At 61.5% G+C, this 22,313-nt stretch carries 22 protein-coding genes; 16 read left to right on the top strand and 6 right to left on the bottom strand.

Going from position 1 to position 22,313, the window contains the following annotated elements:
- On the top strand, positions 1-427 hold a 427-nt coding region (locus tag WD006_RS27760; protein ID WP_425648338.1), incomplete at its 5' end, for a hypothetical protein.
- A gap of 222 nt (positions 428-649) precedes the next feature.
- On the opposite strand, the gene prpR is transcribed toward WD006_RS27760, so the two are convergent.
- Complete coding sequence (gene prpR / locus WD006_RS27755) at positions 650-2,587, bottom strand: propionate catabolism operon regulatory protein PrpR (RefSeq protein WP_029309494.1); 1,938 nt, start codon at positions 2,585-2,587, stop codon at positions 650-652.
- A 182-nt stretch (positions 2,588-2,769) separates the two neighbouring features.
- On the opposite strand from prpR, the gene WD006_RS27750 reads away from it, so the two are divergent.
- The 5 genes from WD006_RS27750 (at position 2,770) to WD006_RS27730 (ending at position 7,559) form a co-directional block, all read left to right on the top strand.
- Positions 2,770-3,657: an isocitrate lyase/PEP mutase family protein gene (locus WD006_RS27750; protein WP_011518782.1), complete on the top strand. Its 888-nt coding sequence runs from the start codon at positions 2,770-2,772 to the stop codon at positions 3,655-3,657.
- Positions 3,658-3,994: 337 nt separating this feature from the next.
- The gene (locus WD006_RS27745; protein WP_375199107.1) at positions 3,995-5,005 is read left to right on the top strand and encodes an AraC family transcriptional regulator; all 1,011 of its coding nucleotides are present in this window, start codon (positions 3,995-3,997) and stop codon (positions 5,003-5,005) included.
- A gap of 13 nt (positions 5,006-5,018) precedes the next feature.
- A complete protein-coding gene (locus tag WD006_RS27740; RefSeq protein ID WP_011518780.1) occupies positions 5,019-5,690 on the top strand; it encodes an NAD(P)H-binding protein in 672 nt (223 codons plus the stop codon).
- 172 nt (positions 5,691-5,862) lie between these two features.
- A complete protein-coding gene (locus WD006_RS27735; RefSeq protein WP_029309493.1) occupies positions 5,863-6,726 on the top strand; it encodes an oxidoreductase in 864 nt (287 codons plus the stop codon).
- 548 nt (positions 6,727-7,274) lie between these two features.
- Positions 7,275-7,559 (top strand): septal ring lytic transglycosylase RlpA family protein, encoded by a 285-nt coding sequence (locus WD006_RS27730; RefSeq protein ID WP_029309492.1) that lies wholly within the window; start codon positions 7,275-7,277, stop codon positions 7,557-7,559.
- Between the two features lie 118 nt (positions 7,560-7,677).
- On the opposite strand, the gene WD006_RS27725 is transcribed toward WD006_RS27730, so the two are convergent.
- The gene (locus tag WD006_RS27725) at positions 7,678-8,667 is read right to left on the bottom strand and encodes a Bug family tripartite tricarboxylate transporter substrate binding protein (RefSeq protein WP_029309491.1); all 990 of its coding nucleotides are present in this window, start codon (positions 8,665-8,667) and stop codon (positions 7,678-7,680) included.
- Between the two features lie 199 nt (positions 8,668-8,866).
- Between WD006_RS27725 and WD006_RS27720 the strand changes: the two genes are divergently transcribed.
- The 4 genes from WD006_RS27720 to WD006_RS27705 all read left to right on the top strand — a co-directional run bounded on the left by WD006_RS27720 (position 8,867) and on the right by WD006_RS27705 (position 10,541).
- Positions 8,867-9,217 (top strand): VOC family protein, encoded by a 351-nt coding sequence (locus WD006_RS27720; protein ID WP_029309490.1) that lies wholly within the window; start codon positions 8,867-8,869, stop codon positions 9,215-9,217.
- A gap of 530 nt (positions 9,218-9,747) precedes the next feature.
- Positions 9,748-9,891 (top strand): entericidin A/B family lipoprotein, encoded by a 144-nt coding sequence (locus WD006_RS27715; RefSeq protein WP_008652347.1) that lies wholly within the window; start codon positions 9,748-9,750, stop codon positions 9,889-9,891.
- Between the two features lie 44 nt (positions 9,892-9,935).
- Positions 9,936-10,100 carry a hypothetical protein gene (locus WD006_RS27710; RefSeq protein WP_155714370.1) on the top strand — a complete coding sequence of 55 codons (165 nt, stop codon included), beginning with the start codon at positions 9,936-9,938 and terminating at the stop codon, positions 10,098-10,100.
- A 144-nt stretch (positions 10,101-10,244) separates the two neighbouring features.
- Positions 10,245-10,541, top strand: a complete 297-nt coding sequence (locus WD006_RS27705; RefSeq protein WP_029310131.1) for a BON domain-containing protein — start codon at positions 10,245-10,247, stop codon at positions 10,539-10,541.
- A gap of 684 nt (positions 10,542-11,225) precedes the next feature.
- On the opposite strand, the gene WD006_RS27700 is transcribed toward WD006_RS27705, so the two are convergent.
- Positions 11,226-12,092 carry a LysR family transcriptional regulator gene (locus WD006_RS27700; protein ID WP_029309488.1) on the bottom strand — a complete coding sequence of 289 codons (867 nt, stop codon included), beginning with the start codon at positions 12,090-12,092 and terminating at the stop codon, positions 11,226-11,228.
- A 155-nt stretch (positions 12,093-12,247) separates the two neighbouring features.
- Between WD006_RS27700 and WD006_RS27695 the strand changes: the two genes are divergently transcribed.
- The 6 genes from WD006_RS27695 to WD006_RS27670 all read left to right on the top strand — a co-directional run bounded on the left by WD006_RS27695 (position 12,248) and on the right by WD006_RS27670 (position 19,087).
- Positions 12,248-13,282, top strand: coding sequence for an NAD(P)H-quinone oxidoreductase (locus WD006_RS27695; RefSeq protein WP_029309487.1), 1,035 nt, complete (start codon positions 12,248-12,250; stop codon positions 13,280-13,282).
- A 650-nt stretch (positions 13,283-13,932) separates the two neighbouring features.
- Complete coding sequence (locus WD006_RS27690; protein ID WP_017514938.1) at positions 13,933-14,319, top strand: DoxX family protein; 387 nt, start codon at positions 13,933-13,935, stop codon at positions 14,317-14,319.
- An 8-nt stretch (positions 14,320-14,327) separates the two neighbouring features.
- Positions 14,328-16,514, top strand: a complete 2,187-nt coding sequence (locus WD006_RS27685; protein ID WP_029309486.1) for an FUSC family protein — start codon at positions 14,328-14,330, stop codon at positions 16,512-16,514.
- Positions 16,515-16,521: 7 nt separating this feature from the next.
- Positions 16,522-17,973: an efflux transporter outer membrane subunit gene (locus tag WD006_RS27680; protein WP_029309485.1), complete on the top strand. Its 1,452-nt coding sequence runs from the start codon at positions 16,522-16,524 to the stop codon at positions 17,971-17,973.
- A gap of 20 nt (positions 17,974-17,993) precedes the next feature.
- The gene (locus WD006_RS27675; RefSeq protein WP_029309484.1) at positions 17,994-18,194 is read left to right on the top strand and encodes a DUF1656 domain-containing protein; all 201 of its coding nucleotides are present in this window, start codon (positions 17,994-17,996) and stop codon (positions 18,192-18,194) included.
- A complete protein-coding gene (locus tag WD006_RS27670; protein WP_080711516.1) occupies positions 18,194-19,087 on the top strand; it encodes an efflux RND transporter periplasmic adaptor subunit in 894 nt (297 codons plus the stop codon). Before WD006_RS27675 ends, WD006_RS27670 begins: the two co-directional genes overlap by 1 nt.
- Before the next feature lie 51 nt (positions 19,088-19,138).
- On the opposite strand, the gene WD006_RS27665 is transcribed toward WD006_RS27670, so the two are convergent.
- The 3 genes from WD006_RS27665 to leuC are packed head-to-tail and all read right to left on the bottom strand — an operon-like array spanning position 19,139 to position 22,288.
- Positions 19,139-20,161, bottom strand: coding sequence for a Bug family tripartite tricarboxylate transporter substrate binding protein (locus tag WD006_RS27665; RefSeq protein WP_029309482.1), 1,023 nt, complete (start codon positions 20,159-20,161; stop codon positions 19,139-19,141).
- Positions 20,162-20,219: 58 nt separating this feature from the next.
- Positions 20,220-20,858, bottom strand: coding sequence for a 3-isopropylmalate dehydratase small subunit (gene leuD / locus WD006_RS27660; protein WP_029309481.1), 639 nt, complete (start codon positions 20,856-20,858; stop codon positions 20,220-20,222).
- Positions 20,855-22,288, bottom strand: coding sequence for a 3-isopropylmalate dehydratase large subunit (leuC, locus tag WD006_RS27655; RefSeq protein WP_011518765.1), 1,434 nt, complete (start codon positions 22,286-22,288; stop codon positions 20,855-20,857). Before leuC ends, leuD begins: the two co-directional genes overlap by 4 nt.
- Positions 22,289-22,313 lie beyond the last annotated feature (25 nt).

Here is a 22,313-nt window from a genome sequence, read left to right as displayed (position 1 = left end):
GTATCTGGAGTTCAAGCAACCCGGGGAACCAATCACAGTTCGCGTGACATCGACTGCAGGGCTGGATAGCAAATTTGATGCACTCCCCGTAGATGCCTACAACGCAACGGTCATGGATCGCCCTCTAATCCCCAGCGAAAACTACAGCGCCGACCACCGATTAGCATGGGCACCAAAATCTGGAGCATTGCTTGGAGGTGTATTGCCAGGCGGGGCTACAGAATTGACTATTTCGGTTGTCGACGTTGGCCCCTCACTAGCCGGGGAGGACGTCACGTTGATAGTCGAAGCACCCGTAAGATTAAAGCAGGTTGCAGCGGGCTACGGCTGGCTATGGTGGCTCTACCTCTGGCCAGTCTTCGGGACGATTCTAGCCATCTACTTTTGTGCGCTGTGCTGGCGCAGCTATCGGGCGTTGCGCAGGTAGGACGTTCGGTAGCTGCGCCACTCGAGTGTCCGAAATTGGTTATGGTCGCCCTTGACCATCGGGTCGGCCAACGGCCGTGAAGGGTCGTTCTGCGACGGCCGCGCCCCCCAAGACCGTTGAATCTGAAGTCGAGAATGGTGGCGGCTTGCCACGAGCCTCGACCGCTGGTACGCGGAAAACTGCGTTGCCTGGCTCCTGAAGCGGCCATTCGCAGCTTCTTTCTTACTCCTTCATTAACCTCCAAAGCGTCGTTCGTCCGATCCCCAAGGTACGACTCGCAGCGGCGCGATTGCCACCGTTTGTCTGCAGGACTCGCATGATGTCGTCCCGAGTCACGGTCCCAGTCGGCGCATCGGTAACCTTGTGCCTGTCCGCTGCAACAGGCAGCGATTGCATCTCTCCAAACTCGGGAAACATGGCCCGCAGGTCTTCCCGCGCACTGCCTGAACCATCGCTCAGATAGATCGCCGCGCGCGCTACGAGGTTTTCAAGCTCCCGTACGTTTCCGGGCCATGTGTAAAGCTCGAAGAGCGGCGAGAGGAACTCCAGAATGTGCTTCGTGACGGTGGCTGGCAGGTGGTACTTTGCTGCACTCCGTGCGAGCAGATGCTGCGCTAGGCCGGGTATATCACTGCGCCGCTCACGCAAGGGCGGCAGTTCGATCTGTAGGAGATTGAGCCGGAAATACAGGTCGGCGCGAAATGTGCCGCGCTTGACCAACTCACGCAGATTACGATGCGTCGCGGCGATGACACGGACATCGATTGGCGTTGCGCGCCCAGAGCCGAGCTTCATCACTTCGCGTTCCTGCAATACACGTAGCAGGCGGCTCTGCAACGCGGCCGGCATCTCACCGATCTCATCGAGAAAAATGGTCCCCGTATGCGCGACCTCGAAGAGGCCCGGCTTTCCACCACGCCGTGCGCCGGTGAAGGCGCCCTCTTCATGGCCAAACAGTTCGCTTTCTATCAAGCCTTCCGGCAGTGCCGCACAATTGAACGCGACGAATGGGTTGCCACGCCGACGGCTGGCATTGTGAATACCTTGAGCAACCAGTTCCTTGCCAGTGCCGCTTTCGCCTGTGAGCAGCACGGTAGCGTCGTGCGCGGCGCTGGCTCGCGCTAGCCACCGCACGCGTTCAAGCTCCGGGGAGCCGCCGATCAGATCAGCCAGGTTATGCCGCGCCACCAGATGCTTCGGCCGCTGATTGGTTCGCAACGAGCGGTCAATGCGCTGTGCGATTAGTGTGTCCTGTACAGTGACCACCGCTCCGGAGCGTGAGCCATGCTCAACGATTGGCACGCAGTTGACAATCAGCGAGCGACCGCCGATCTGTTCGATGCGCTCGTTGCTTGGCGAATCGGCATCGAGTGTTTCGCGTAGGTGCGGGCCGACCGCCCCCAGGAGCTGTGACGCCACATCGCGGGAGCGGTCCATGCCGAGCAGATCCAACATCGCAGGATTCACCACCTCAAGCTGCCCACCCTCGTCGAATGCCGCAACGCCGTCGCGCAAATGCGCGACGATGGTGTTGAGTCGCACGCGCTTTGATTCCTTCTGGCGACTCATGCGTGCCAACTCAATGGAGCGCTCGAACGCTTCCTCCACAGCGCCAATGGAATAGAGAAATACGCATTGCAATCCCGCCTGCAGCGCCAGATCGCATGCCATGCCAGGACCAATGATGACGGTGCAGCCTTCTGCCGCAAGCGTATCCACGGCCGCACGCACCTCGTCGATCGAACGGTATGCGCGCTGTTTCAATGCAACATTCAGCCAGCCGCTGAGGTTGGCCAGTTCCCTCGACACCGAATCGTGCAGCACCAAACCGATGGCCTCACCCGGCCACGCTGTGATGGCCTGCGTGATAGCGTTCAGCACGTCGAAGCCATTCACCTTTACCATCACCACGGGCACACTGAGATTGTCACGCAGATACGCGCCGTTCGAGCCGGCCGCCAGCACGACGTCAACCGTGCCTGCATCGACGTACGCCTGGAGGGCGGTCACGGCAGCCCCGTAGCCCGCGCGAATCGAGAAGAAACGCGCCAGCTCGTTGTAGCGAGGCGCGACGGTCTCACACAGCGTACTCATCCGGCTGATGCTGACCAGCGCGATGCCCGGGCGGAGCTGGTTTGGATGTGAAATGAGCGTTGACATCTTGGAGGCTCCTGAGTGGAACGCTTTTGGAACGCCCCGAGAAACATGTGGAACATTGTCGCATGAGCGTGTTCCCGGTATGAAATCTCGTAAGCCATTGTTTTTGAAAGAAACAACGGCAGGTGCGGGAACTTGGCACGATCCGTGCGAAAACACCGTCTCCTACTCTGGAGACACTCCAAATGACTACCTTATCCGCCGCCCGCCGTGCGGCATTCCGCGCCAAGGTCAATGAACGCCGAGGGCTGCTGGTGGCTGGCGCCTTCAATGCAATGAGCGCCCGCGTCGTCGAGGAAACCGGGTTCGAGGCCCTGTACCTGACGGGAGCCGGCGTTACGAATATGTCGCTTGGCCTACCCGATCTCGGTTTCATCGGCCTGCATGAAATTGCCGAACACACCGCGCGGGTCCGCGATGCGGTCGCGCTACCATTGATCGTCGATGCCGACACCGGTTTCGGCAATGCGCTCAACGTACGGCACACGGTAAGAACGCTCGAACGCAGCGGCGCCGATGCGATCCAGATTGAAGATCAGGTGATGCCCAAGAAATGCGGACATTTCTCGGGCAAGGAGGTCATCGCGACGAGTGAAATGCTTGGCAAGATCCGCGCTGCCGTTGATGCGCGCGAGGACCCCAACCTGCTGATCATGGCGCGCACGGATGCCGCAGCGGTGCATGGCATGGAGGCTGCCATCGAGCGCGGCCATCGCTTCATTGAGGCGGGGGCGGACATTCTCTTCATCGAAGCGACCGAGTCACTTGCCGACGTCGAGCGTTTGCCCAAGCTGATCGCTGCGCCACAACTGATCAATATTGTGATCGGCGGGAAGACGCCAGTACAGTCGCGCGAAACGCTCGCCAGCCATGGCTACGCACTTGTGCTGTATGCGAATGCAACGCTACAAGGCGCAGTGCTTGGTATGCAGAGGGCGCTCAGCACGCTGCGCACGAATGGTCGGCTTGACGAGGATGCGACGCTGGTGGCGCCATTCAGCGAGCGGCAACGCTTGGTCAATAAGCCTCTATACGACCGGCTCGATCGCGAATACGCAGCAAACGATCATTGAACGGGAGGGCCACGCCGGAAGAGTTTCAAAGAGGATCGTGGCTCCCGGACAACTGAACAGGTAGATTTCACCGCAGCGCACAGCACGTTGGGGTCAAGGTAATGGTTGGCGGCTCAGCGCGCCCACGCGCGGGAGGCCGACGACTGAGACCGGCCATAAGCAGTCCTCCCTGGCCCCAACTCCGAACGTCGTCTGAGCGCCACCAGACCGTCGCCAGACTTGGCGCGCATTGAAGGAAGGCTGGCGCGCTTCGCATGTCCAACTGGGTCTTGGCGCCCTATACTGGGTCGACCTATTCAATAGCGCGAACTCCACGTGAGTTGTCGATGAGCACCCCATGAGGCGCAGCCAAACTTTTTCCCTGGACATAGGGTGGCACCCCTTGCTAAAGGACTTCGGCCTACGACCGGATCAAATTCTCCGCAGGGCGGGGCTTCCGGAAGACATGCTTTCCCGCGGCGAGCGAGGCCTGACCACCGACGAGTGGTTCCGTTTCTGGCGTGCCCTGGAGACCGAAGCAGCGGACACCATGTTTCCATTGCGCATCGTCGAAGTAATTGCGGCGGAGTCTTTCGATCCGCCGCTGTTCGCAGCCCTATGCAGCGCCAATCTGATGCAGGCGGTACAGCGCCTTGCCAAATACAAGCAACTTGTCGCTCCCATGAGCCTGGAGGTGGACGTGGGAACGTCGAGCGAGCTAACAGTGTCGCCCCGCTGGCTGTCGATTCAGGCCGATGTACCGTATTCCTTGCAGGTGGCCGAGATCGCGTTCTTCCTGCGATTGACCCGCCTCGGGACCCGCGAGCCCATCAAGGCATTGCGGGTGGTACTTCCGCAACTGCCGCCGAACGCCTACGTCCGGCGTTTCGAGAAGTTCTTCGGCGCACCTGTTACACCGGGGGAAAGTCCAAGCGTCACATTCTCTGCCGAAGATGCCTTGCGTCCGTTTCTCACAGTGAACGAAGGCATGTGGCGAGTGTTCGAGCCTGACCTGCGCCGCCGGCTCAGCGAACTCGACGCAACAGCGGCAACGGCGGAGCGCGTGCGCGCCGTCCTGTTGGAACTGCTGCCGAGCAACGCCGCCACCATCGAGAAGGCTGCCGAGCGTCTGGGCATGAGCAAGCGTACGCTGCAGCGTCGCCTTGAAGACGAGGGCGAGAACTTTCGCGCTTTGGTCAATGCCACGCGAGAACGCCTGGCCCGCCACTATCTGGGGAATACCAAGATGTCCAGCGGCGAGATCGCCTTCCTCCTCGGCTTCGAGGATCCCAACTCCTTTTATCGCGCATTCCAGGAATGGACCGGGCAAACGCCTGACAGCGCCCGTCGTGCCATGCACCTGAACTGAGGAGACGCACACCTTGTCCACGCCTATCGATCAACGCAAGGTGCTGCTGGCCGGCGCCACCGGACTCGTGGGAGGCCTGATGCTTCAGGCTCTGCTGGCGGACCCGACCGTCGCGCAGGTGCATGCCCTGAGCCGTCGCCCATTGCGCATCCGCCATCCCAGGCTTCAGGTCCATATCGTGGATTTCAGCCGGTTGCCCGCGCTCCCGCAGGCCGACGAGGTGTATCTGGCGCTCGGCACCACGATCAAGGTGGCGGGCAGTCAAGCGGCGTTCCGCGCTGTCGACCTGGAGGCCAATCTGGCTGTAGCCAAGGCCGCGTTTGCCGCGGGGGCCAGTCGCGCAGGTCTGGTCAGTGCGGTTGGCGCAAACGCGAAGTCCTCCACGTTCTACAGCCGCGTCAAGGGTGAACTGGAGGACGCCCTCAGGTCGTTGGGGCTGACGACGCTGGTGATCGGGCGACCGTCGCTGCTGCTGGATTCTCGGGATGGACTGCAGCAACCGCCGCGCATCGGTGAACAGATTGCCATCCCGATCGCGAAGCTGCTGGCTCCGCTGCTACCCGGAGCCTATCGGCCAGTGCATGCACGCGCAGTCGCGCTGTCACTGGTCAAGACCGTGCCTGCAACCGAGGGGGTGGTCATTCTGTCTTCCAGCATGCTCGCCAGCATTGGCAGCGAGCCCTGAGCACGACGGGGACCATGCCTTGACGCCACTCGCGAGGCGTTTGGCGCTTTTTGCTTGAATCGTGGCGCCGATCGCTAGAGGCCCAACGCCGCTCGATGCGTACAGTCAATGGCAAGGAAGGCGAACCGAATCCGGGCCGCCTTCCACCTCAACCCCATCAGGAAAAGTCACCATGCATTCCAAAGTTGCTCTCGTGACGGGCGCTTCTTCCGGTATTGGCGAAGCCACCGCACTCACGCTTCTCGCCCAGGGCTACACGGTCTACGCGGCCGCGCGTCGCGTGGAGCGGATGCGCAGCCAGGCCGACGCCGGTGTCCACGTGCTAGCGATGGACGTGACGGACGACGCCGTGATGCGGGCAGGCATAGAGGAGATCATCGCCAGGTCGGGCCGCCTCGACGTGTTGGTCAATAACGCCGGCTATGGTGCCTATGGTGCGATCGAGGACGTGCCGCTGGCCGAAGCGCGTGCCCAGTTCGATGTCAACGTGTTCGGTGCCGTGCGCTTGATCCAGCTGGCGCTGCCACATATGCGCGCGCAGCGATCTGGCACCATCGTCAACATCACCTCAATGGGCGGCAAGATCCACACGCCTATGGGTGCCTGGTACCACGGCACCAAGTTCGCGCTGGAGGCGATCAGTGACTGCCTGCGCATGGAAGTGGAGCCCTTCGGCATTGACGTGGTGGTGATTGAGCCGGGCGGGATCAAGACGGAGTGGGCCGGCATTGCAGCGGAAAACCTGCAGAAGGTATCCGGCACGGGCTCGTATGCGCCCCAGGCCAGCGCGATGGCAAAGTTGATGATCAATGAGGCCAACGGCAATCGTCAGTCGCCACCCCAACTGATTGCAGAGACTATCGCAAAGGCTGTCAATGCCGCTCGTCCAAAGACACGGTACGCCGTCGGCTTCGGTGCCCGGCCCATGATTCTCATGCGACGCCTGCTGTCAGATCGCGCGTTCGATAGTCTCATGCGCATGGCTGCCAGAATGCCCCGCAGTGCGCAGCGGCGCTCGTGCGGCGCAGCCAGTTGAGTGAGGACAGACACGATTACGCCAAGGCGTTGAAACACGCGCAGCAGTTGCCGGCTCGACCGATTCCACGAACCCGCGTATATGGCGCTAGTGCGCCTGCATGGGCAGAATCACGATCTGGGACCCGCTTTGCGCGCCTATCGTAGCTGCGTGGAGACGGCGCGGAGCACGCGGGGAACAGCGATCGGCGTTCGCGTCTATCTGCTGCGATAGCCCGAATCCCGAGCAGCTCCGGGATAATACGGGCCCTTTGGACCACATTTGACCGACAGCCCAGAAACCAGCCTGTCGTTGGGTCCGACCTTAAGGGGCGTCGGCCTGTCACCTAGAATATTCTCAAGGTATTGCGTAACCCGGCCGCGCCGCCAACGCAAGCTACTGGAGACCGTTAGAGCCACATCGCAATCACTGACGGGTGATCCATGGTGCTATTACTTCGCTATCTGGGAGTCTTGGGAATCTGCGGCTTGTTCACTGCATGCGGAGAGATTCCGTCCAGGCATGCCACGTGCGGCGCCGATTCCTGTCGCCCTCGGCACGAGCACGAGATGCTGCAATCCGGCGAGGCGTCATGGTACTCGGCAACGTTCCAGGGGCATCTGACCGCAAACGGAGAACGCTACGATAGCAGCGCCCTGACTGCCGCCCATCGAACATTACCGCTCGGCAGCCATGTGCGCGTCAGATCGTTGGCTACCGGAAAATCGGTTGTCGTTCGCATCAACGATCGCGGACCATACGTCAACGGCCGAATTATCGATCTCTCTTATGCTGCGGCGGAAGCGTTGGGCTTGCCAGATGCGCGGTCGATGCGGGTGCAGATTGAGCGTTGATTTGCTTTGAGTGCGGATTCAACCAGCGAAGGCAACGCACTAAACGCGCGGCCCTCACATGATTGAGGCAATGCGGTGGTCGGGCACGCACGAGACCACCGCTTTACCACCTGCCATATCAGTCGATTCGCGCGCCCGATGCCTTGACGGCCTGTCCCCACCGCTTCTGCTCGCTGGCGATCGTCGCCGCAAAGGCGTCCGGCGACTGCCACGCTGGTTCGGCCCCCTGGAATTCAAGCTTGGCCTTCGTATCTGGGTCCGCCAGCACGGTACGCAGCGCGGCCGACAGCTTGTCGACAATGTCCTTCGGGGTGCCGGCCGGTGCCAGCACCCCGTAGAAGCCCACCACCTCGAATCCCTTCAGGCCGGCTTCTTCCATTGTCGGCACATCGGGCAGCGCCGGCGATCGTTTGCCCGACGTTACCGCCAGCGCGCGTACCTTGCCCCCTTTGATGTACTGGGTGAACAACGGAATGGAGTCGGCCATCATCTGCGCCTGGCCACCCATAACGTCCGTCAGTGCCGGCGCGCTACCTTTGTAAGGGATATGAACGATGAACGTGCCCGATGCCTGCTTGAACATCTCCGGCATCAGATGCGAGATACCGCCATTGCCGCCCGATGCAAAATTCAGCTTGCCCGGATTCGCCTTCGCATAGGCGATGAATTCCTTCAGATTCTTTGCGGGCACGTTGTTGTTGACGACCATCACCAGCGGAATCAGCGCGGTACGCGCCACAGGGGCAAAGTCCTTCGGCATGCTGTAGGGCAGCTTGGGATAGATCGCATTATTGATCGTCATCTGGCCCGTATTGGCAATCAGCAACGTGTAGCCATCCGGCGCGGACTTGGCGACGTTATCCGATCCGATATTGCCGGCGGCGCCGGCCTTGTAGTCGAGCACGACCGACTGCCCGAGAATGGGCTGCAATTTTTCGGCGAGAATGCGCGCGTGCGTATCGACCGGCCCGCCCGGCGGAAAGCCCACCACCATCCGGATTGGCTTCTCTGGCCAGGCCCCATGCGCGGCGCCCGCGGCAAACGCCAGTGGGGTCAGGGCCAGAGTGGCAAGGGCGTGCAGGACACGGCGGGCAACAGGCATCGTCATTTTTCTCTCTCCAGATACGGCCACGCTCTGCGAGGCGTGGATCGGTCCGGTATTGTGACGTTTATATGACATATTTGTGAAGCCCCTGAGCCGCATCCCGACTGGCATGCCAACCACACGAGAACAGTTCCGCGTCTTGACTTGCGCGCCCGCTTCTGGTCATTGGCAGCCAGGCCTAATAAACCAGAAGGAGTGCAATTTGAAAGTCAAACGTGTAGTGGCCAATATTGAAGTCGCTGATGTAACGCGTGCTCGCGCCTTCTATCACGATGTTCTTGGCCTTGAGCTCCTGATGGACCACGGGTGGATTCGAACCTACGGCTCGCAATCTGAAATGACTATTCAAGTCAGTTTTGCAACAGAGGGCGGATCCGGCGCGCCTGTGCCGGACCTGTCAATTGAAGTGGACGACGCGGACGAGGCGCACCGGCGTATGCGAGATGCAAGCTTTTCCATTGAACATGGGCCAGTCGACGAGCCTTGGGGCGTGCGCAGGTTCTTCGTCCGAGACCCCTACGGAAAGCTGGTCAACATCCTCGCTCACACGTAGCCGCATGTGCAGATGCCAGCGTGGAGCGGTCATGAACTGTGAGGCGAGCCAGGCCGCGATTTCCGCTTTGTGCAGATGTCTGCCAAACAGAACGCTCCAACTTTCGACGCTCCACCTTTCGATATTCGTAGTTTTGTTCCAGGTGGATTCCATCGATACCGATGTCGGAGTTCCTCCAATCTTGGAGCGCGGCGAGAGCCAGTAGTCGCTTTGAAGCACCATATCGCAGCGCCGCACGGCGCCTGCGCCTGCGCCTCTCGCGGCGCTGCGATAGCCGCAGGTGTTCCTAAGGTTCTCGAAGAGCGTGCGTCCTTATGATCTGCGCGAGCGAAACCGATGCGATCGCTCATATGGGACGTTCCAATGCGGGGTTGCCAATTGAGGAATTGCCCATTGCGCTGCCCGCCGACACCGATGTAGGACGAATGCTGACTGCTCGCACAGTTTCTTGCTTGCTACGCTCAATTAACCAGTCCGGGCTAATCCATCAGCGGGGCGTGCCCGCGTCGAAAGGAAGCAAGGAGATCGTCATGAGGAAACTGTACGCACTTATCACTCTCGCAGGCATGCTGTTGATCGCTGGCTGCAACACCATTTCAGGCGCGGGCAAGGACATCGAACGCGGCGGCGAGAAGGTGCAGGGCGCCGCGGAGAGCACAAAGCAGAAGATGTAGTGTGCTGACAGGTCAGCTGCTTCGTCGCCAAGGAGAAAGACACCATGAGCGAAGAACCATCGCGATCGTCTATGAGCGCCATACGCTGTGATCCGGAGAAGTCGGATATGCAGCGCGCGGGCAGCGACATCCAGGAGCACGCGTCGCTGACTGACTTTCGGTACGGCAGTCATTGCGGCGTGGAACGTGGCGTAGACGTGGCAGATTAACTACAGACGGGCCTGTCGAGCGAAAGCACCTTGTCTCACCCCTATCACGTACGGTTCGGTGGCAAGCAACCCGAGGGCGTAGAAAGCTACAGCATGTACTGCATGGGCCCAGGCAGCAGAGCGCCGGGGCCGGAGTTCGAGGGGATGCCCGCGCCCGTTCCTGCAGTGCTGGGGCTGAACGTTACGGACTCAATCGGCGACACGGTGCTGCCTCAGTCTGACTCGTATCTCGTTGTTGTCCTCGACGAACGCTTCGCGCAGACGGTTGATGCGGGTACGGTACGTGCAGAGGCGCACGACGGCATCGTGACATTGCGAGGCACAGTACGTGACGCCGCAACGTGCACGATCCTGGAAACCGAGGCTCGCAACTGCCCCGGCATCAAGGCCGTTCACAGCGAGTTACTGGCACGAAACAGGTCGCGGACAAACAGGGGATAGCCACCAGCGCGGAGGCGCATGTGCTGTTCGGAGTGGTCGCGGCGATCAGCATGACCCTCGACGCAGGAATTGATGCGAGATTGATGCGCAGACGGTGAGCACCCGGTCGGATCCGGCGAATAATCACCCGACGAAGCCGGTTTTCAATTCGCCGGTAAGGGACCTCCGCCGATTGCGTGCCGATCGGCATCTACTGGCGAACCGCACGGTATTAAATCGGAACGTCCACCATCTGGATTGATCCGTCAATTGAATGTCACTGTGGACTCTTTGGCCAACGTCCGCAGATGGCCGATAGCTACCTTCGGCGGCCGTGTCATGCGGCCCCTGAGGGAAGCAGCGCCCCTATGTCCGCGTTCGGCCATAAGGCAACATCCGCCCATCTGGTCGGCCGGACGCTCAGACGTCGGCACTGCGCTGCAATCGGTCACTGGGCCCTGAACGCCGAGCCTTACTTACTCGGCAATTCCGGCCAGTCGGTTGCGTTGGCCAGATATCGAGTCCGGCATCCCACGCAGAGGATCGCATTCAAACCTGATCCCCACGTTTTGCCATTGCCTTGACCAGAAAACTGGAGTCGTCGCTGCGGGTTCCGTGGTTGCACGTCGCCGCCCCAAAGCAATTCGTCCCCATGCACAGCCGCATCGGAAAGACATCCGTCGTAACGAGGCCGCGCCTGCGCTGCTATCGACCGAACGCCAGGACGATCTCGTCGATCGTCACGCGGACGCGCGCGGTGTGCCGCAGATCCTGATGCGTTACGAGCCAGACCTCATACGGTGCACCGCTAGTGCGGTCTGGCCAGATCCGCACGAGACCATCGCGTTCGCCCATCGGAACGGGAATCTCGCTGATGCCGAGGCCGGCCTTGAGTGCCGCGCGCAGAGTCAGGTTCGTGTTCAGTCTTGCGGCGATACGGCCATCCGTCAGCGGTTCTCCAATGAACGACGGCGCGCGCGCCTTGGCGAAATGCGGCTGATAGACGACAAGATCGTGCCCCAGGAATCGCTCCCCGGGTACTGGTTCGCCGTGGCGCCGGATATAGGCTGGCGAGGCAAACAGCCCCACGTCCCAGCTCGCAAGACGACGCGCGAGCAGATCCGGGTTTCGCGGCTTGACGGTTCGCACCGCGATATCGGCTTCACGCTTCGCGAGATTGAGGACATGCGTCGTCGTGTCGAGGGCCACCGATACGTCGGGGTGCTGTGCATGCAGGCTCTCGATCGCCGGCACCACGTACTCCTGCGCTAGTGCGTCCGTCGTCGAGAGCTTCACCTCGCCGGCGAGGCGCTTGTCCATGCCTTGAGTGTGGCGCACTAGATCGTGCGCGGACTGCTCCATCGCCTCCGCGGCGCGGATCGCGAGCTTGCCGACCTGTGTGAGCTCATAGCCATTCGAGGTGCGCAGGAATAGGGTCGAGCCAAGTGCATGCTCGAGCACCGCAAGCCTGCGGCCTACCGTCGCCTGGTCGATGTCGAGTGCGCGGGCGGCGGCGCGCAACGTCCGTTTCCGATAGAGCGCAACGAAGATGCGCGCGTCGTCCCAGTTCATGTCGCCTCCCGCATGATGCAAATTTGCATCATACGACCAGCAAATCGCTGCGTGTCAAAGGACCGGCAGCCTCCCTACACTTTGCTTCAGCGATGCACCGATCAAGCAAGTTGCTCGAATCCGCAGTGCATCCGGCATTTTGAAAGGATGAACTCATGACACACGCAACGCATACCATTCCTGCAGCAATGGTCGCAATCGAGATCACGCAACCAGGGGGGCCCGATGTTCTTGCGCCGGCGCAGCGGCCAGTTCCCGTGCCGGCAGCCGACGAAGTATTGATCCGCATTCATGCCGCCGGCGTGAACGGCCCCGATGTCATGCAGCGCATGGGCTTGTATGATCCGCCACCGGGTGCCTCGGACATCCCCGGACTCGAAGTCGCAGGCGAAATCGTGTCCGTCGGGCGCGACGTGATCCGGTTCGCAGTAGGCGACCTCGTCTGCGCACTGGTCCCGGGCGGCGGCTACGCGGAGTACGCAGTCGCGCATGAGAGCAATACGCTGACGATTCCGGAGGGTCTCTCAATGGTTGAGGCAGCTGCGCTGCCGGAGACCTTTCTAACGGTATGGCTGAATCTGTTCCAGCGCGGCAAGTTCTCGGCAGGCGAAAGCGTGCTTATCCACGGCGGCGCATCCGGGATCGGCACCACGGCGACGATGCTTGCAAAAGCGTTTGGCGCATCAAAGATCATCACGACAGTCGGCTCCGATACCCAGCGCGACGCGAGCATTGCGCTGGGCGCCGATGTCGCCGTGGATTACCGCAACGAGGATTTCGTCGAGGCGGTAGCACGCGCGACGGACGGGCGTGGCGTCGACGTGGTTGTCGATATCATTGCCGGCGACTACGTCGCGCGCAATTACGCAGCGGCTGCGATGGACGGCCGCATTGTCCAGATCGGCGTGATCAAGGGTCCGGCGCAGTCACTCGACTTATTCCCGATGCTGGCGAAGCGTCTCACGCACATCGGCTCAACGCTGCGCTCGCGCACACACGAGGAAAAGGCGGTGTTGATCGAGGATCTCGAACAATCTGTTTTTCCGCACATTCGGCGCGGCGCGGTGAAGCCGGTTATGTACAAGACCTTCGATCTCGGCGATGCGCGCCGCGCGCATGCGCTGATGGACTCAGGCACGCACATCGGCAAGATTGTGCTGACGACCCAAGCGGCGCACAGCGCTCCATAAGCGTTTTCCAGCCCTCCCCGGTACCACGGTACCGCAAGCAACGTCGAGCATCTGCATCGCGATGCCGGTGCGACCTATTGCTGATCGAGTAGGTTCTATGGTCGCGCCGGCCCGTCGGTAAAGGGCCTTCCACAGGGTTTCGCTGGCGTGTTCTACAGACACCGATCGACCGCTATCGCGCAGCGTCCGGCGCACTCTCGGAAACGGCCTTTTGTTCGCCAGTATTGCAACAGGCCACAAAGGGTCGCTCAGGGACGGCCGCGACATGGAGGTGTTGCATCGATCCATTGAATCCACATACCGATTCTGGTCCTTGAGGTACTCCTTTCAACAGCGGCGGAAAGAAGCTCGCCGCGTGTCTCAAGAATGGGACGAGGAGCAGATGAATTGGTTGGTTTGACCTCGCCGTGAGACTCCTAACGCGCCGGGGTGGCGGGTACAAGGCTATCGCTCCGCGAGCCGGCCAAGCCTGCCGTCTGAGCCGAATCCCAGTTTCGCCTTGCAGAGGACAAGGCGGCCCCTGCGTTCTACCACATCGAACAGCGAGTTCTGCCTCCGCCTCTCACACTGAACAGATGCTCTCGCCTATCCTGCACAAGCTTGCCGCGCTCGCGCCGAGCGGAACAGGCAGACTTTTTCCGGAGACTCGCGTGTCTGACTACTACCTTTTTGCCGGCCGACTGTTCATTGCGGTTATGTACGTGCTTAGTGGCGCCAACAAGCTCCTTTTCTTCAGTCATGGGCTGGACGAGGTCAAATCGCGCAACCTGCCGTTCCCGCAACTAGCGCTGTCCGCTACGATTGCCGTCCAGCTCATTTGTGGGCTGGCCATCATGGCAGGATTCCAGACCACGACGGCGTCGCTCTTGCTGGCGCTATTCACGTTAGCGACGGCAGTGCTCTTCTATGACTTCTGGAACCAGGAGGGTGCGCAGCGTACGCTCATGTTCACCGGATTCCTAGAACACATCAGCATCATTGGAGGTTTCGCCCTGCTGATGGGTGCTGGGCCCGGAAGATTTGTGCTGCTTCCCTAGGTTCCGACATGGAAGCAGAGGCGCTTCGGGCAGACGTGGCGACGGACAGACTGACCAGTGCATTGCGTGCATACTGGCAAGCCGATGCCGGCCGCTGGCTCCATGCCGCCAAGACCGCGCTAGCCGTGCTCATGGCCACTTGGTTAAGTATGCGACTGGAGTTATCAGCACCGCGCACCGCTATGGTTTCGGTGGTGATTCTGATGATGCATCAGCACAGCGGCATGGTGCTTGCCAGGGGTTTCTACCGCGCTGCGGGCATGCTCGTGGGCAACTTGGCGGCCTTGATGCTGTTCCATGCCTTTCCACAAGAGCGGGTGTTGTTCTTTGCCGGCCTGTCCGTCTGGATCGGGCTGTGCGTGGCTGGCGCAGCCTACTATCGCAACTACCAGTCTTACGGCTTTGTGCTGTCGGGCTATGCCACCTGCATAGCCGCAGTGCCTTCGATCAACAATCCCTACGCCATCTTTGACAACGTGGTTGTCAGCCTCAGCGAGGTGTCGGTGGGGATCCTCTGCGCGGGCCTGGTGAGCGGTCTGGTCTTTCCACAACGAGTGAAGGCGATGCTGCTCAGCGCGGGGCACCAACATCTGACAAGCTTCATCAGCTTTATCCGACAGGCCGTTGGCGGGGGTGAGTCCGGGGACGCTCTTGGGTTAGCCCACCTTCGCCTGATGGGCGAGCGGGCCCAGCTAGAGAGCCTGCGGAGCGCCACCGTATTCGAGGACCCGGAGATGCGGGCGAACAACGCCCTGATGATCCGCCTGAACCACGATTTCCTGGATGCCATCGCGCGGTTCCACAGCATTCACCAACTGCAGGCGCGCGTCGCGAAGGTGGCGGATCATCGTGCCGGAGAGGCGCTCCACGCATTGTTCGAGCGTCTGCTTGCCATCCTGCCCAACGCTGAGCCAGGGTCCCGTCTGAGCCTGGCACAAGTCCACGATTTTCATGCGGGCCTGCAGGCCCTTTGGGCCGAACTGCCGGCGCACATCATGTCCACAAGAACGTCCTTGTCGGACGCTTCGCCCGCCACGCGCGACCGCTTTTCTGCTGGTGCACTCTTCTTCGAAGACGGCATGGCCGACCTGCTTGCGTTCACCGGCAACTTTATCGCCATACGCTCACAACATTTCCCCGGCACAGCGCCCGCCAGCGACAGCCGCCCTGACAAGCTGCCGAACTCCGCCAATCGCGCGTTTGCCATCGCATCCGGCGTGCGCGCTGCTGTTGCCATCCTGGCCTGCTCGTGGCTTTGGATCGCCTCGGGCTGGAACAATGGCGGCTCCGCGCTTATCGCGGCGACCATCGCCATCGCCCTCTACTCGGTCATGCCGCAACCCACCACCGTTGCCAGGCACATGCTGATCGGTTGCCTGACGGCCTGGGTGGCTGGCATGGCGTTCAACTTTGTCATCTTGCCGCGGGTCGACGGTTTCCCGCTGCTGGCAGTCTGCCTGGCGCCGATCATCCTTGCAGGCAGCTATCTAGGAACCTTCCCGGCGACTGCAACCATCGGACTTGGATTCGGCATCTACTTTTGCTTTCTGACGAACCTGACAAACCCTGCGCTCTACAACCCAGTGGGCTATCTGGACGCCGGCCTCGCAACACTGATGGGCATCGGAATGGCTTCACTGGCGTTCGCCACCATCGTGCCCACCGGCAGCCGCTGGCTGGCTGATCGGTACTTGCGCCAGTTGCGTGCGCTCGTGGCCTCGAGGGTCTGCTATGGCTCCCTGATGGGCCTGCGCCTCACCTTCGAAAGCAGTATCCGCGACTTCGTCCAGTATTCCGGCACACGGGCGGGTAGCGGCAGGTTCAGTCGGGAGACGCTGTTGAACTGGTCCTTCGCCACGCTAGAGATCGGCCTGGCTGTGATCGACATACGGGAAGCCGTGGTGCGGCATGTCATGCCGGGACCGTGGCAAGAGCAGCAGGACCTGTTGCTAGCGGCCATCTCCGGCTTGTTTCGGAATCCTTCGACTCAAACCCTGGAGAAGGCGCTCAGTGCGATCGATCAGGTTATCAATGAAACAGCGGCGTCCGTGAACTGGGCTGGCGGTGCGTCCGGTGCGCTCACAGCCGGCCCGGCCCGAGTGCGTGCCCAGTTGCATGTCATCCGACTTACCCTGCTGGACAGCGCATTTCCGCTTGTCGACTCGCTCGCAGGAGCGGCTACGCACCCTGTTTGAGTTGTCCATGGTATTCGCTGCCCCCACTGCCCGTCTCGTTTCCTGCTGCTGCGCGGCTGCCCTGGCGTTGGCCGGCTGCGCCGATACGGGCGGGATCGCTCCGGCGTCCACGCTCATCGATGCTGCCAGCGTTGACCCCGGAACGGCATTGCGCGCCACCCAGCGCGATGCAGGCTGGCCACAGTTAGCCTGGTGGAAACGCATGGGGGACCCGAACCTGGATGCGCTGGTGACGCAATCTGTTGGCGGCAATCCTGATATGCGCATTGCACTGGCCCGTGGCCAACTGGCCGAAAGCGCAGCCCGCATAGCCGGCGCGGCGACTGAACCTGGCATAAGCACGGGCGGAGCCTTCGGCCGCACGCGCTTTCCGCGCCTGGCCACCCCGCAGCCCATCGGCGGCCATACCACGTGGAACAACCATGTCAGTGTCGATCTCGCCTACGACCTGGACCTGTGGGGCCGCAACCGCGCCATCCTTCAGGCCGCGCTGGACGGCGTCCAGGCGACGGCCGCAGAAGCCCGCACAGTCCAGATCAACCTGGAAACGTCCGTTGTGAGGGCTTATGTGGATCTGGCGCTGCAGTACGCCTTGCTCGACGTAAACCAGGCAAACCTCGTGCGTCAGCGCAATATCTATGACATCGTGCACAAGCGCGCCAGCCGCGGCCTTGCTAGCGAACTGGAGGTAAGCCAGGCACAGACGCAGATTCCTGCGCTGCTCGCGCAAGTGCAGCAGTCCGAGCGGCAAGTTGCGCTGGCGAAAAACCAGATTGCCATCCTCAGCGGCCAGGGTCCAGGCGCGGGCGAGAGGCTCCTTCGCCCCCGCCTACTGCTGGAGACGCCGGTAGCAGTGCCGTCCTCACTACCGGCCGAACTCGTCGGGCACCGTCCCGATGTGGTGGCGCAGCGTTGGCGCGTGGAAGCCGCGGCGCACGGCATCAAAGCCGCGAAGGCCGACTTTTATCCGAACATTGACCTGGTGGCGAGCATCGGGCTGGCTTCGGCCGCATTCGGCAATTTCTTTACCTTTGTCAGCCGCGACGCAGTGGGCCACAACGTCGGCGCGGCTATCTCGCTGCCTCTGTTCGATGGCGGACGAAGACAGGGAAACTACGGCGTGGCCACTGCCAGCTATGACTTGGCGGTGGAGACCTACAACAAGACTGTCCTTGCCGCCTTCCAGAGCGTGGCAGATGAGGTGATCTCGCTGCGTTCGCTTGGGGACCAACAGCAGGATATCGAGGCATCGCTGAAATCTGCGCAGCGCGCGTATGAGCTGGCCGAGAAAGGTTACCGGGGCGGCTTCACCGATTACCTGAACGTACTCGCCACCGAAAGTGAACTCAGACGGCAGCAGCAAGCCTTGGCACTGGTGCAGGCCGCGCGGCTGGACACCTGGGCGCGCCTGATGCAGGCCCTGGGCGGGGGATTCGACGCCGCAATGGACCAAGATTGACCCAAACCGGAACCACTGCCATGCCACGCGAAATTGCCCTCTTCTCGGTGCTGATGCCATCGCTGCTACCGGTGTTCCTGGCTTGCGGCGTGCTGTACTGGATATTTGACCACTTGCTGGCACGCGCCGGAATATATCGGCTGGTATGGCATCCGGCCCTGTTCCGGGTCGCGCTATTTACCTGCCTTTTCAGCGGCATTGGACTCCTGCTTTGGGACTGATGCGCCAGAACCGCCACATGAAACTCAATCTCCAATCCCTGCTCCGCGTCCTGGCAACCTGTCTGTTGGCTACGGCTGCCATTGCCCTGGGTTATAGCCTTTGGGCCCACTACATGTACTCGCCCTGGACCCGCGACGGACGGGTACGTGCCGAAGTGATCAACATTGCCGCGGATGTCTCCGGACTGGTGGCCCGTGTGGCCGTGCGCGACAACCAGGAGATACACAAAGGCGACCTGCTCTTCGTCATCGATCAGGAACGATTCCGCCAGGCACTTGCACAGGCCGAGGCACAGGCCCAGGCGCGAAAGGCGGAACTCGACATGCGACATCAGCAAGCCATGCGCCGGCGCGATCTGGACAGTTCGGTGATCTCCGTCGAAAGCCGCGAAGATGTCAGCGCTCAGGAGAAGCAGGCCCTGGCCAACTACCAGGCCAGCCTGGCGGCGGTGGACACAGCCAGGCTGAACCTGCAACGCAGCGAAGTACGCTCGCCGGCGGACGGCTACGTGACCAACCTCAACCTGTATGCCGGCGACTATGTAAGCGCGGGCACCGCGCGAATGGCGGTGATCGACAAGCATTCCTATTGGGTCTATGGGTACTTTGAAGAAACCAAGCTGGCCAACGTGCAGGTCGGCGCGAAAGTGGAGGTCCGTCTGATGTCCGGTGGAGCCTCGTTGCGAGGACACGTGGAGAGCCTAGCGCGAGGCATCGCCGACCGGGACAACCCCACCGGCGCAAACCTGCTCGCCGATGTGAATCCGGTGTTCACCTGGATCCGGCTGGCGCAGCGCGTGCCGGTGCGAATACACCTCGACGAAGAACCTGCCGGACTGCCGCTCGCGATGGGGACAACGTGCACGATCACGGTGCAGCCGGGCAAGCCGTAGGACCGTCAACGCGACGCCGCCCGCTGTTCCCGGGGCCTGCAGGCGACTTACTCAGTTCCTTAGACCGGCCAGCGCGGCGATCCGCGTGGTTTTCCGGGTCTGGTCCTCAATATAGCGGGCGAACTGCTCGGGAGTGAGCCGCATGGGCACCATGCCTTGCGCCGCGAATTTTGTCTCGACGAAATCCCGATCATTGAGAATCTCCAGGATCGTCGCGTTCAGTTTGCTAACCACCGGCTTCGGCAGCTTTGCCGGACCCAGAACACCGTAGACCGCGGAGATGTTCATCTCGCCGAAGCCGGCCTCGGTGAACGTCGGAACCTCTGGCAATGCCTGCGTGCGCTTTTCCCCGCTGACGGCCAACACCTTGAGCTTGCCCGCATCCAGGAAGCCTTGGATCGTTGGCAACGCGGGGAACGTGAACAGAATCTGGCCGCCAATGACATCGCTCACGGCCGGAGCCGAACCCTTGTACGGGACATGGGTGAGATCGGTTCCTGCCAGCTTGTTGAACAGCTCGCCCATCAGATGCGGTTGGCTGCCATTGCCGAACGAACCATAGCTGAGCGCGTGGGGCCGGTCTTTTGCGTAGGCCGTCAACGCTTTCATGGAGTTGACCGGCAGGCTAGCCGGGACGGCCATCACCAGAGGCACATAGCCAATCGTCGCGACCGGAATAAAGTCACGTGAGACGTTATACGTCAAGCCAGGCAGGACCACCGGATTGAGCACAAATGTCGCATCGTTGGTCAGCAGCAGCGTGTACCCGTCGGGCTTGGAGCGGGCCACCAGGTCCGCTCCGATGGCGGTATTGGCGCCACTTTTGTTTTCGACGATGACCTGCTGGCCTAGCTTCTCCGACATACGGTGCGCCAGTTGGCGGGCGATGATGTCGGTGGTGCCACCCGGCGCGTAAGGCACGATCAGACGGATCGTCTGGTTGGGGTATGTCTGAGCCTGGGCAACGCCGCCACTCAACAGCCAAGCCGTGCCGAGCACTGCAAAACACCCCGTCCAGCGGGACGAGAGAAGGATCGCAGCAGCAGACCTCGCGGTCGTTCGATGGGCATGCATATGGTGTCTCCTGATTTCTTGTAAATGTGGGTGTGGGACATGAGTGGCTTGCGCCCGCTCATAGGAACAGCCAGGGCTCGTGCCTGATTCTGTTCAGCTCGTAGCGACGGATCGCCTCCTCGTGCTGCAGCGCCAGCCCGATGTCATCCAAGCCATTCAGCACGCAGTGCTTCTTGAATGGATCCATCGAGAAAGAAATGGCGTCGCCCGAGGGTGTCGTCACCAGTTGTGTTGCCAGATCGACATGCAGGCGGTATCCCGGCGTGGCGTCGACCTCAGCGAAAAGCCTGTCAACGACGTTAGCCTCCAGCACGATCGGCAGCAGGCCATTCTTCATGCAGTTGTTGTAGAAGATGTCCGCAAAGCTGGGGGCGACCAGCGCGCGTAGCCCGAAGTCTTCAAGGGCCCATGGCGCATGCTCGCGCGACGATCCGCAACCGAAATTTTCGCGCACCAACAGCACCGAAGCGCCTTGGTATCGCGGCTGGTTAAGCACGAAATCAGGATTGCGCAGCCGCTGCGAACAGTCCTGCCCTGGCTCGCCAGGGTCGAGATAGCGCCACTCGTCGAACAGATACGGACCGAATCCGCTGCGCTGGATGGATTTCAAGAATTGCTTCGGCAAGATGGCGTCCGTATCCACATTGGCACGGTCAATAGGCGCCACCAGCCCATCGAGTACTGTGAAGGCCTTCACGCTGACTTCTCCTGCAGCACGGTGCTCACGTCGACAAAGTGCCCGGCAACCGCCGCTGCCGCGGCCATTTGCGGGCTGACCAGGTGGGTGCGACCGCCGGGCCCCTGCCTGCCTTCGAAGTTGCGATTGGACGTGGATGCACAGCGCTCACCAGGAGCAAGACGATCGTCATTCATGCCCAGGCACATTGAGCATCCGGGCTCGCGCCACTCGAAGCCAGCGTCGATGAAGACCCTGTCAAGGCCTTCCGCTTCCGCTTGGGACTTCACCAGCCCGGAGCCGGGCACCACTAGCGCCTGACGAATGTTCGACGCCACGTGGCGGCCGCGGAGCACGTCGGCGGCGGCTCGCAAGTCCTCGAGCCGTGCATTGGTGCAAGACCCGATGAAAACCTTATCGAGCGCGATAGATGCCACTTTGATGCCGGGCTCCAGCCCCATGTAGGTTAGTGCCCGTTCCATGCCACGGCGCCTGACCGGATCGGCTTCCTGTCGCGGATCGGGAATGCGCTCGTCGATCGCCACCACCATTTCCGGGGACGTGCCCCATGTCACATGCGGCCGGATCGTCGCAACACCAATGTCCACGACCGCGTCGAACACTGCGTCCGGATCGCTGCGCAGCGTGCGCCAGTAGGCGCTGGCACTTTCCCATGCTTCACCTTGCGGCGCCTGCGGGCGATGGGCCAAATATGCCAACGTGGTTTCGTCCACGGCAACCATGCCAGCGCGAGCCCCCGCCTCGATCGCCATGTTGCAGACGGTCATGCGCCCTTCCATACTGAGGCCACGGATGGTGCTGCCGGCGAACTCGATCACGTACCCGGTCGCTCCCGCCGTACCAATGCGTCCGATCAGCGCCAGCGCGATGTCCTTGGCAGAAACACCTGCCGCCAACTCACCTTCTACCCGGACCAGCATCGAGCGCGGCTTTTTCATCCACAGACACTGCGCGCTGAGCACCTGTTCGACTTCCGAGGTACCGATACCGAAAGCGAAGGCTCCGAAGGCGCCATGTGTGGATGTATGTGAGTCGCCGCAGACAATGGTCATACCGGGCAGCGTCGCGCCGCGCTCGGGACCCACCACGTGCAGAATGCCCTGGCGCGGGTCGTTCATGCCGAAGTTCACGATTCCAGTCGCAGCGCAGTTGCGCTCGAGTGCGTCGACCTGCGCGCGGCTGATCGGGTCGGCAATGCCCGCCGCCCGTTCGGTAGTTGGCACGTTGTGGTCGGCCGTGGCCAGCACCGATGCAGGACGCCATACCTCACGGCCATGCAGGCGCAGCCCCTCGAAGGCCTGTGGGCTGGTTACTTCATTGACCAGGTGCCGGTCGATATAGATCAGCGAAGGTCCGTCGGACTGCTCGTGAATCACGTGGCTGGCCCACAGCTTGTCGAGCAGGCTGGCTGGTGGATTGGCTTGCACCATGCTTATGGTCTCCTCTTGGTCAGGT

The organism is Cupriavidus sp. Met-2 (genome assembly GCF_049843575.1).
Lineage (GTDB): Bacteria > Pseudomonadota > Gammaproteobacteria > Burkholderiales > Burkholderiaceae > Cupriavidus > Cupriavidus metallidurans.
This window is presented reverse-complemented; position numbering and strand designations above follow the sequence as displayed.

Coding starts and splice junctions, on each gene's coding strand:
- prpR (WP_029309494.1), bottom strand. CDS start 2,587: ATGTCAACGCTCATTTCACATCCAAACCAGCTCCGCCCGGGCATCGCG.
- WD006_RS27750 (WP_011518782.1), top strand. CDS start 2,770: ATGACTACCTTATCCGCCGCCCGCCGTGCGGCATTCCGCGCCAAGGTC.
- WD006_RS27745 (WP_375199107.1), top strand. CDS start 3,995: ATGAGGCGCAGCCAAACTTTTTCCCTGGACATAGGGTGGCACCCCTTG.
- WD006_RS27735 (WP_029309493.1), top strand. CDS start 5,863: ATGCATTCCAAAGTTGCTCTCGTGACGGGCGCTTCTTCCGGTATTGGC.
- WD006_RS27730 (WP_029309492.1), top strand. CDS start 7,275: ATGCTGCAATCCGGCGAGGCGTCATGGTACTCGGCAACGTTCCAGGGG.
- WD006_RS27725 (WP_029309491.1), bottom strand. CDS start 8,667: ATGACGATGCCTGTTGCCCGCCGTGTCCTGCACGCCCTTGCCACTCTG.
- WD006_RS27715 (WP_008652347.1), top strand. CDS start 9,748: ATGAGGAAACTGTACGCACTTATCACTCTCGCAGGCATGCTGTTGATC.
- WD006_RS27710 (WP_155714370.1), top strand. CDS start 9,936: ATGAGCGAAGAACCATCGCGATCGTCTATGAGCGCCATACGCTGTGAT.
- WD006_RS27705 (WP_029310131.1), top strand. CDS start 10,245: ATGCCCGCGCCCGTTCCTGCAGTGCTGGGGCTGAACGTTACGGACTCA.
- WD006_RS27700 (WP_029309488.1), bottom strand. CDS start 12,092: ATGAACTGGGACGACGCGCGCATCTTCGTTGCGCTCTATCGGAAACGG.
- WD006_RS27695 (WP_029309487.1), top strand. CDS start 12,248: ATGACACACGCAACGCATACCATTCCTGCAGCAATGGTCGCAATCGAG.
- WD006_RS27685 (WP_029309486.1), top strand. CDS start 14,328: ATGGAAGCAGAGGCGCTTCGGGCAGACGTGGCGACGGACAGACTGACC.
- WD006_RS27680 (WP_029309485.1), top strand. CDS start 16,522: ATGGTATTCGCTGCCCCCACTGCCCGTCTCGTTTCCTGCTGCTGCGCG.
- WD006_RS27675 (WP_029309484.1), top strand. CDS start 17,994: ATGCCACGCGAAATTGCCCTCTTCTCGGTGCTGATGCCATCGCTGCTA.
- WD006_RS27670 (WP_080711516.1), top strand. CDS start 18,194: ATGCGCCAGAACCGCCACATGAAACTCAATCTCCAATCCCTGCTCCGC.
- WD006_RS27665 (WP_029309482.1), bottom strand. CDS start 20,161: ATGCATGCCCATCGAACGACCGCGAGGTCTGCTGCTGCGATCCTTCTC.
- leuC (WP_011518765.1), bottom strand. CDS start 22,288: ATGGTGCAAGCCAATCCACCAGCCAGCCTGCTCGACAAGCTGTGGGCC.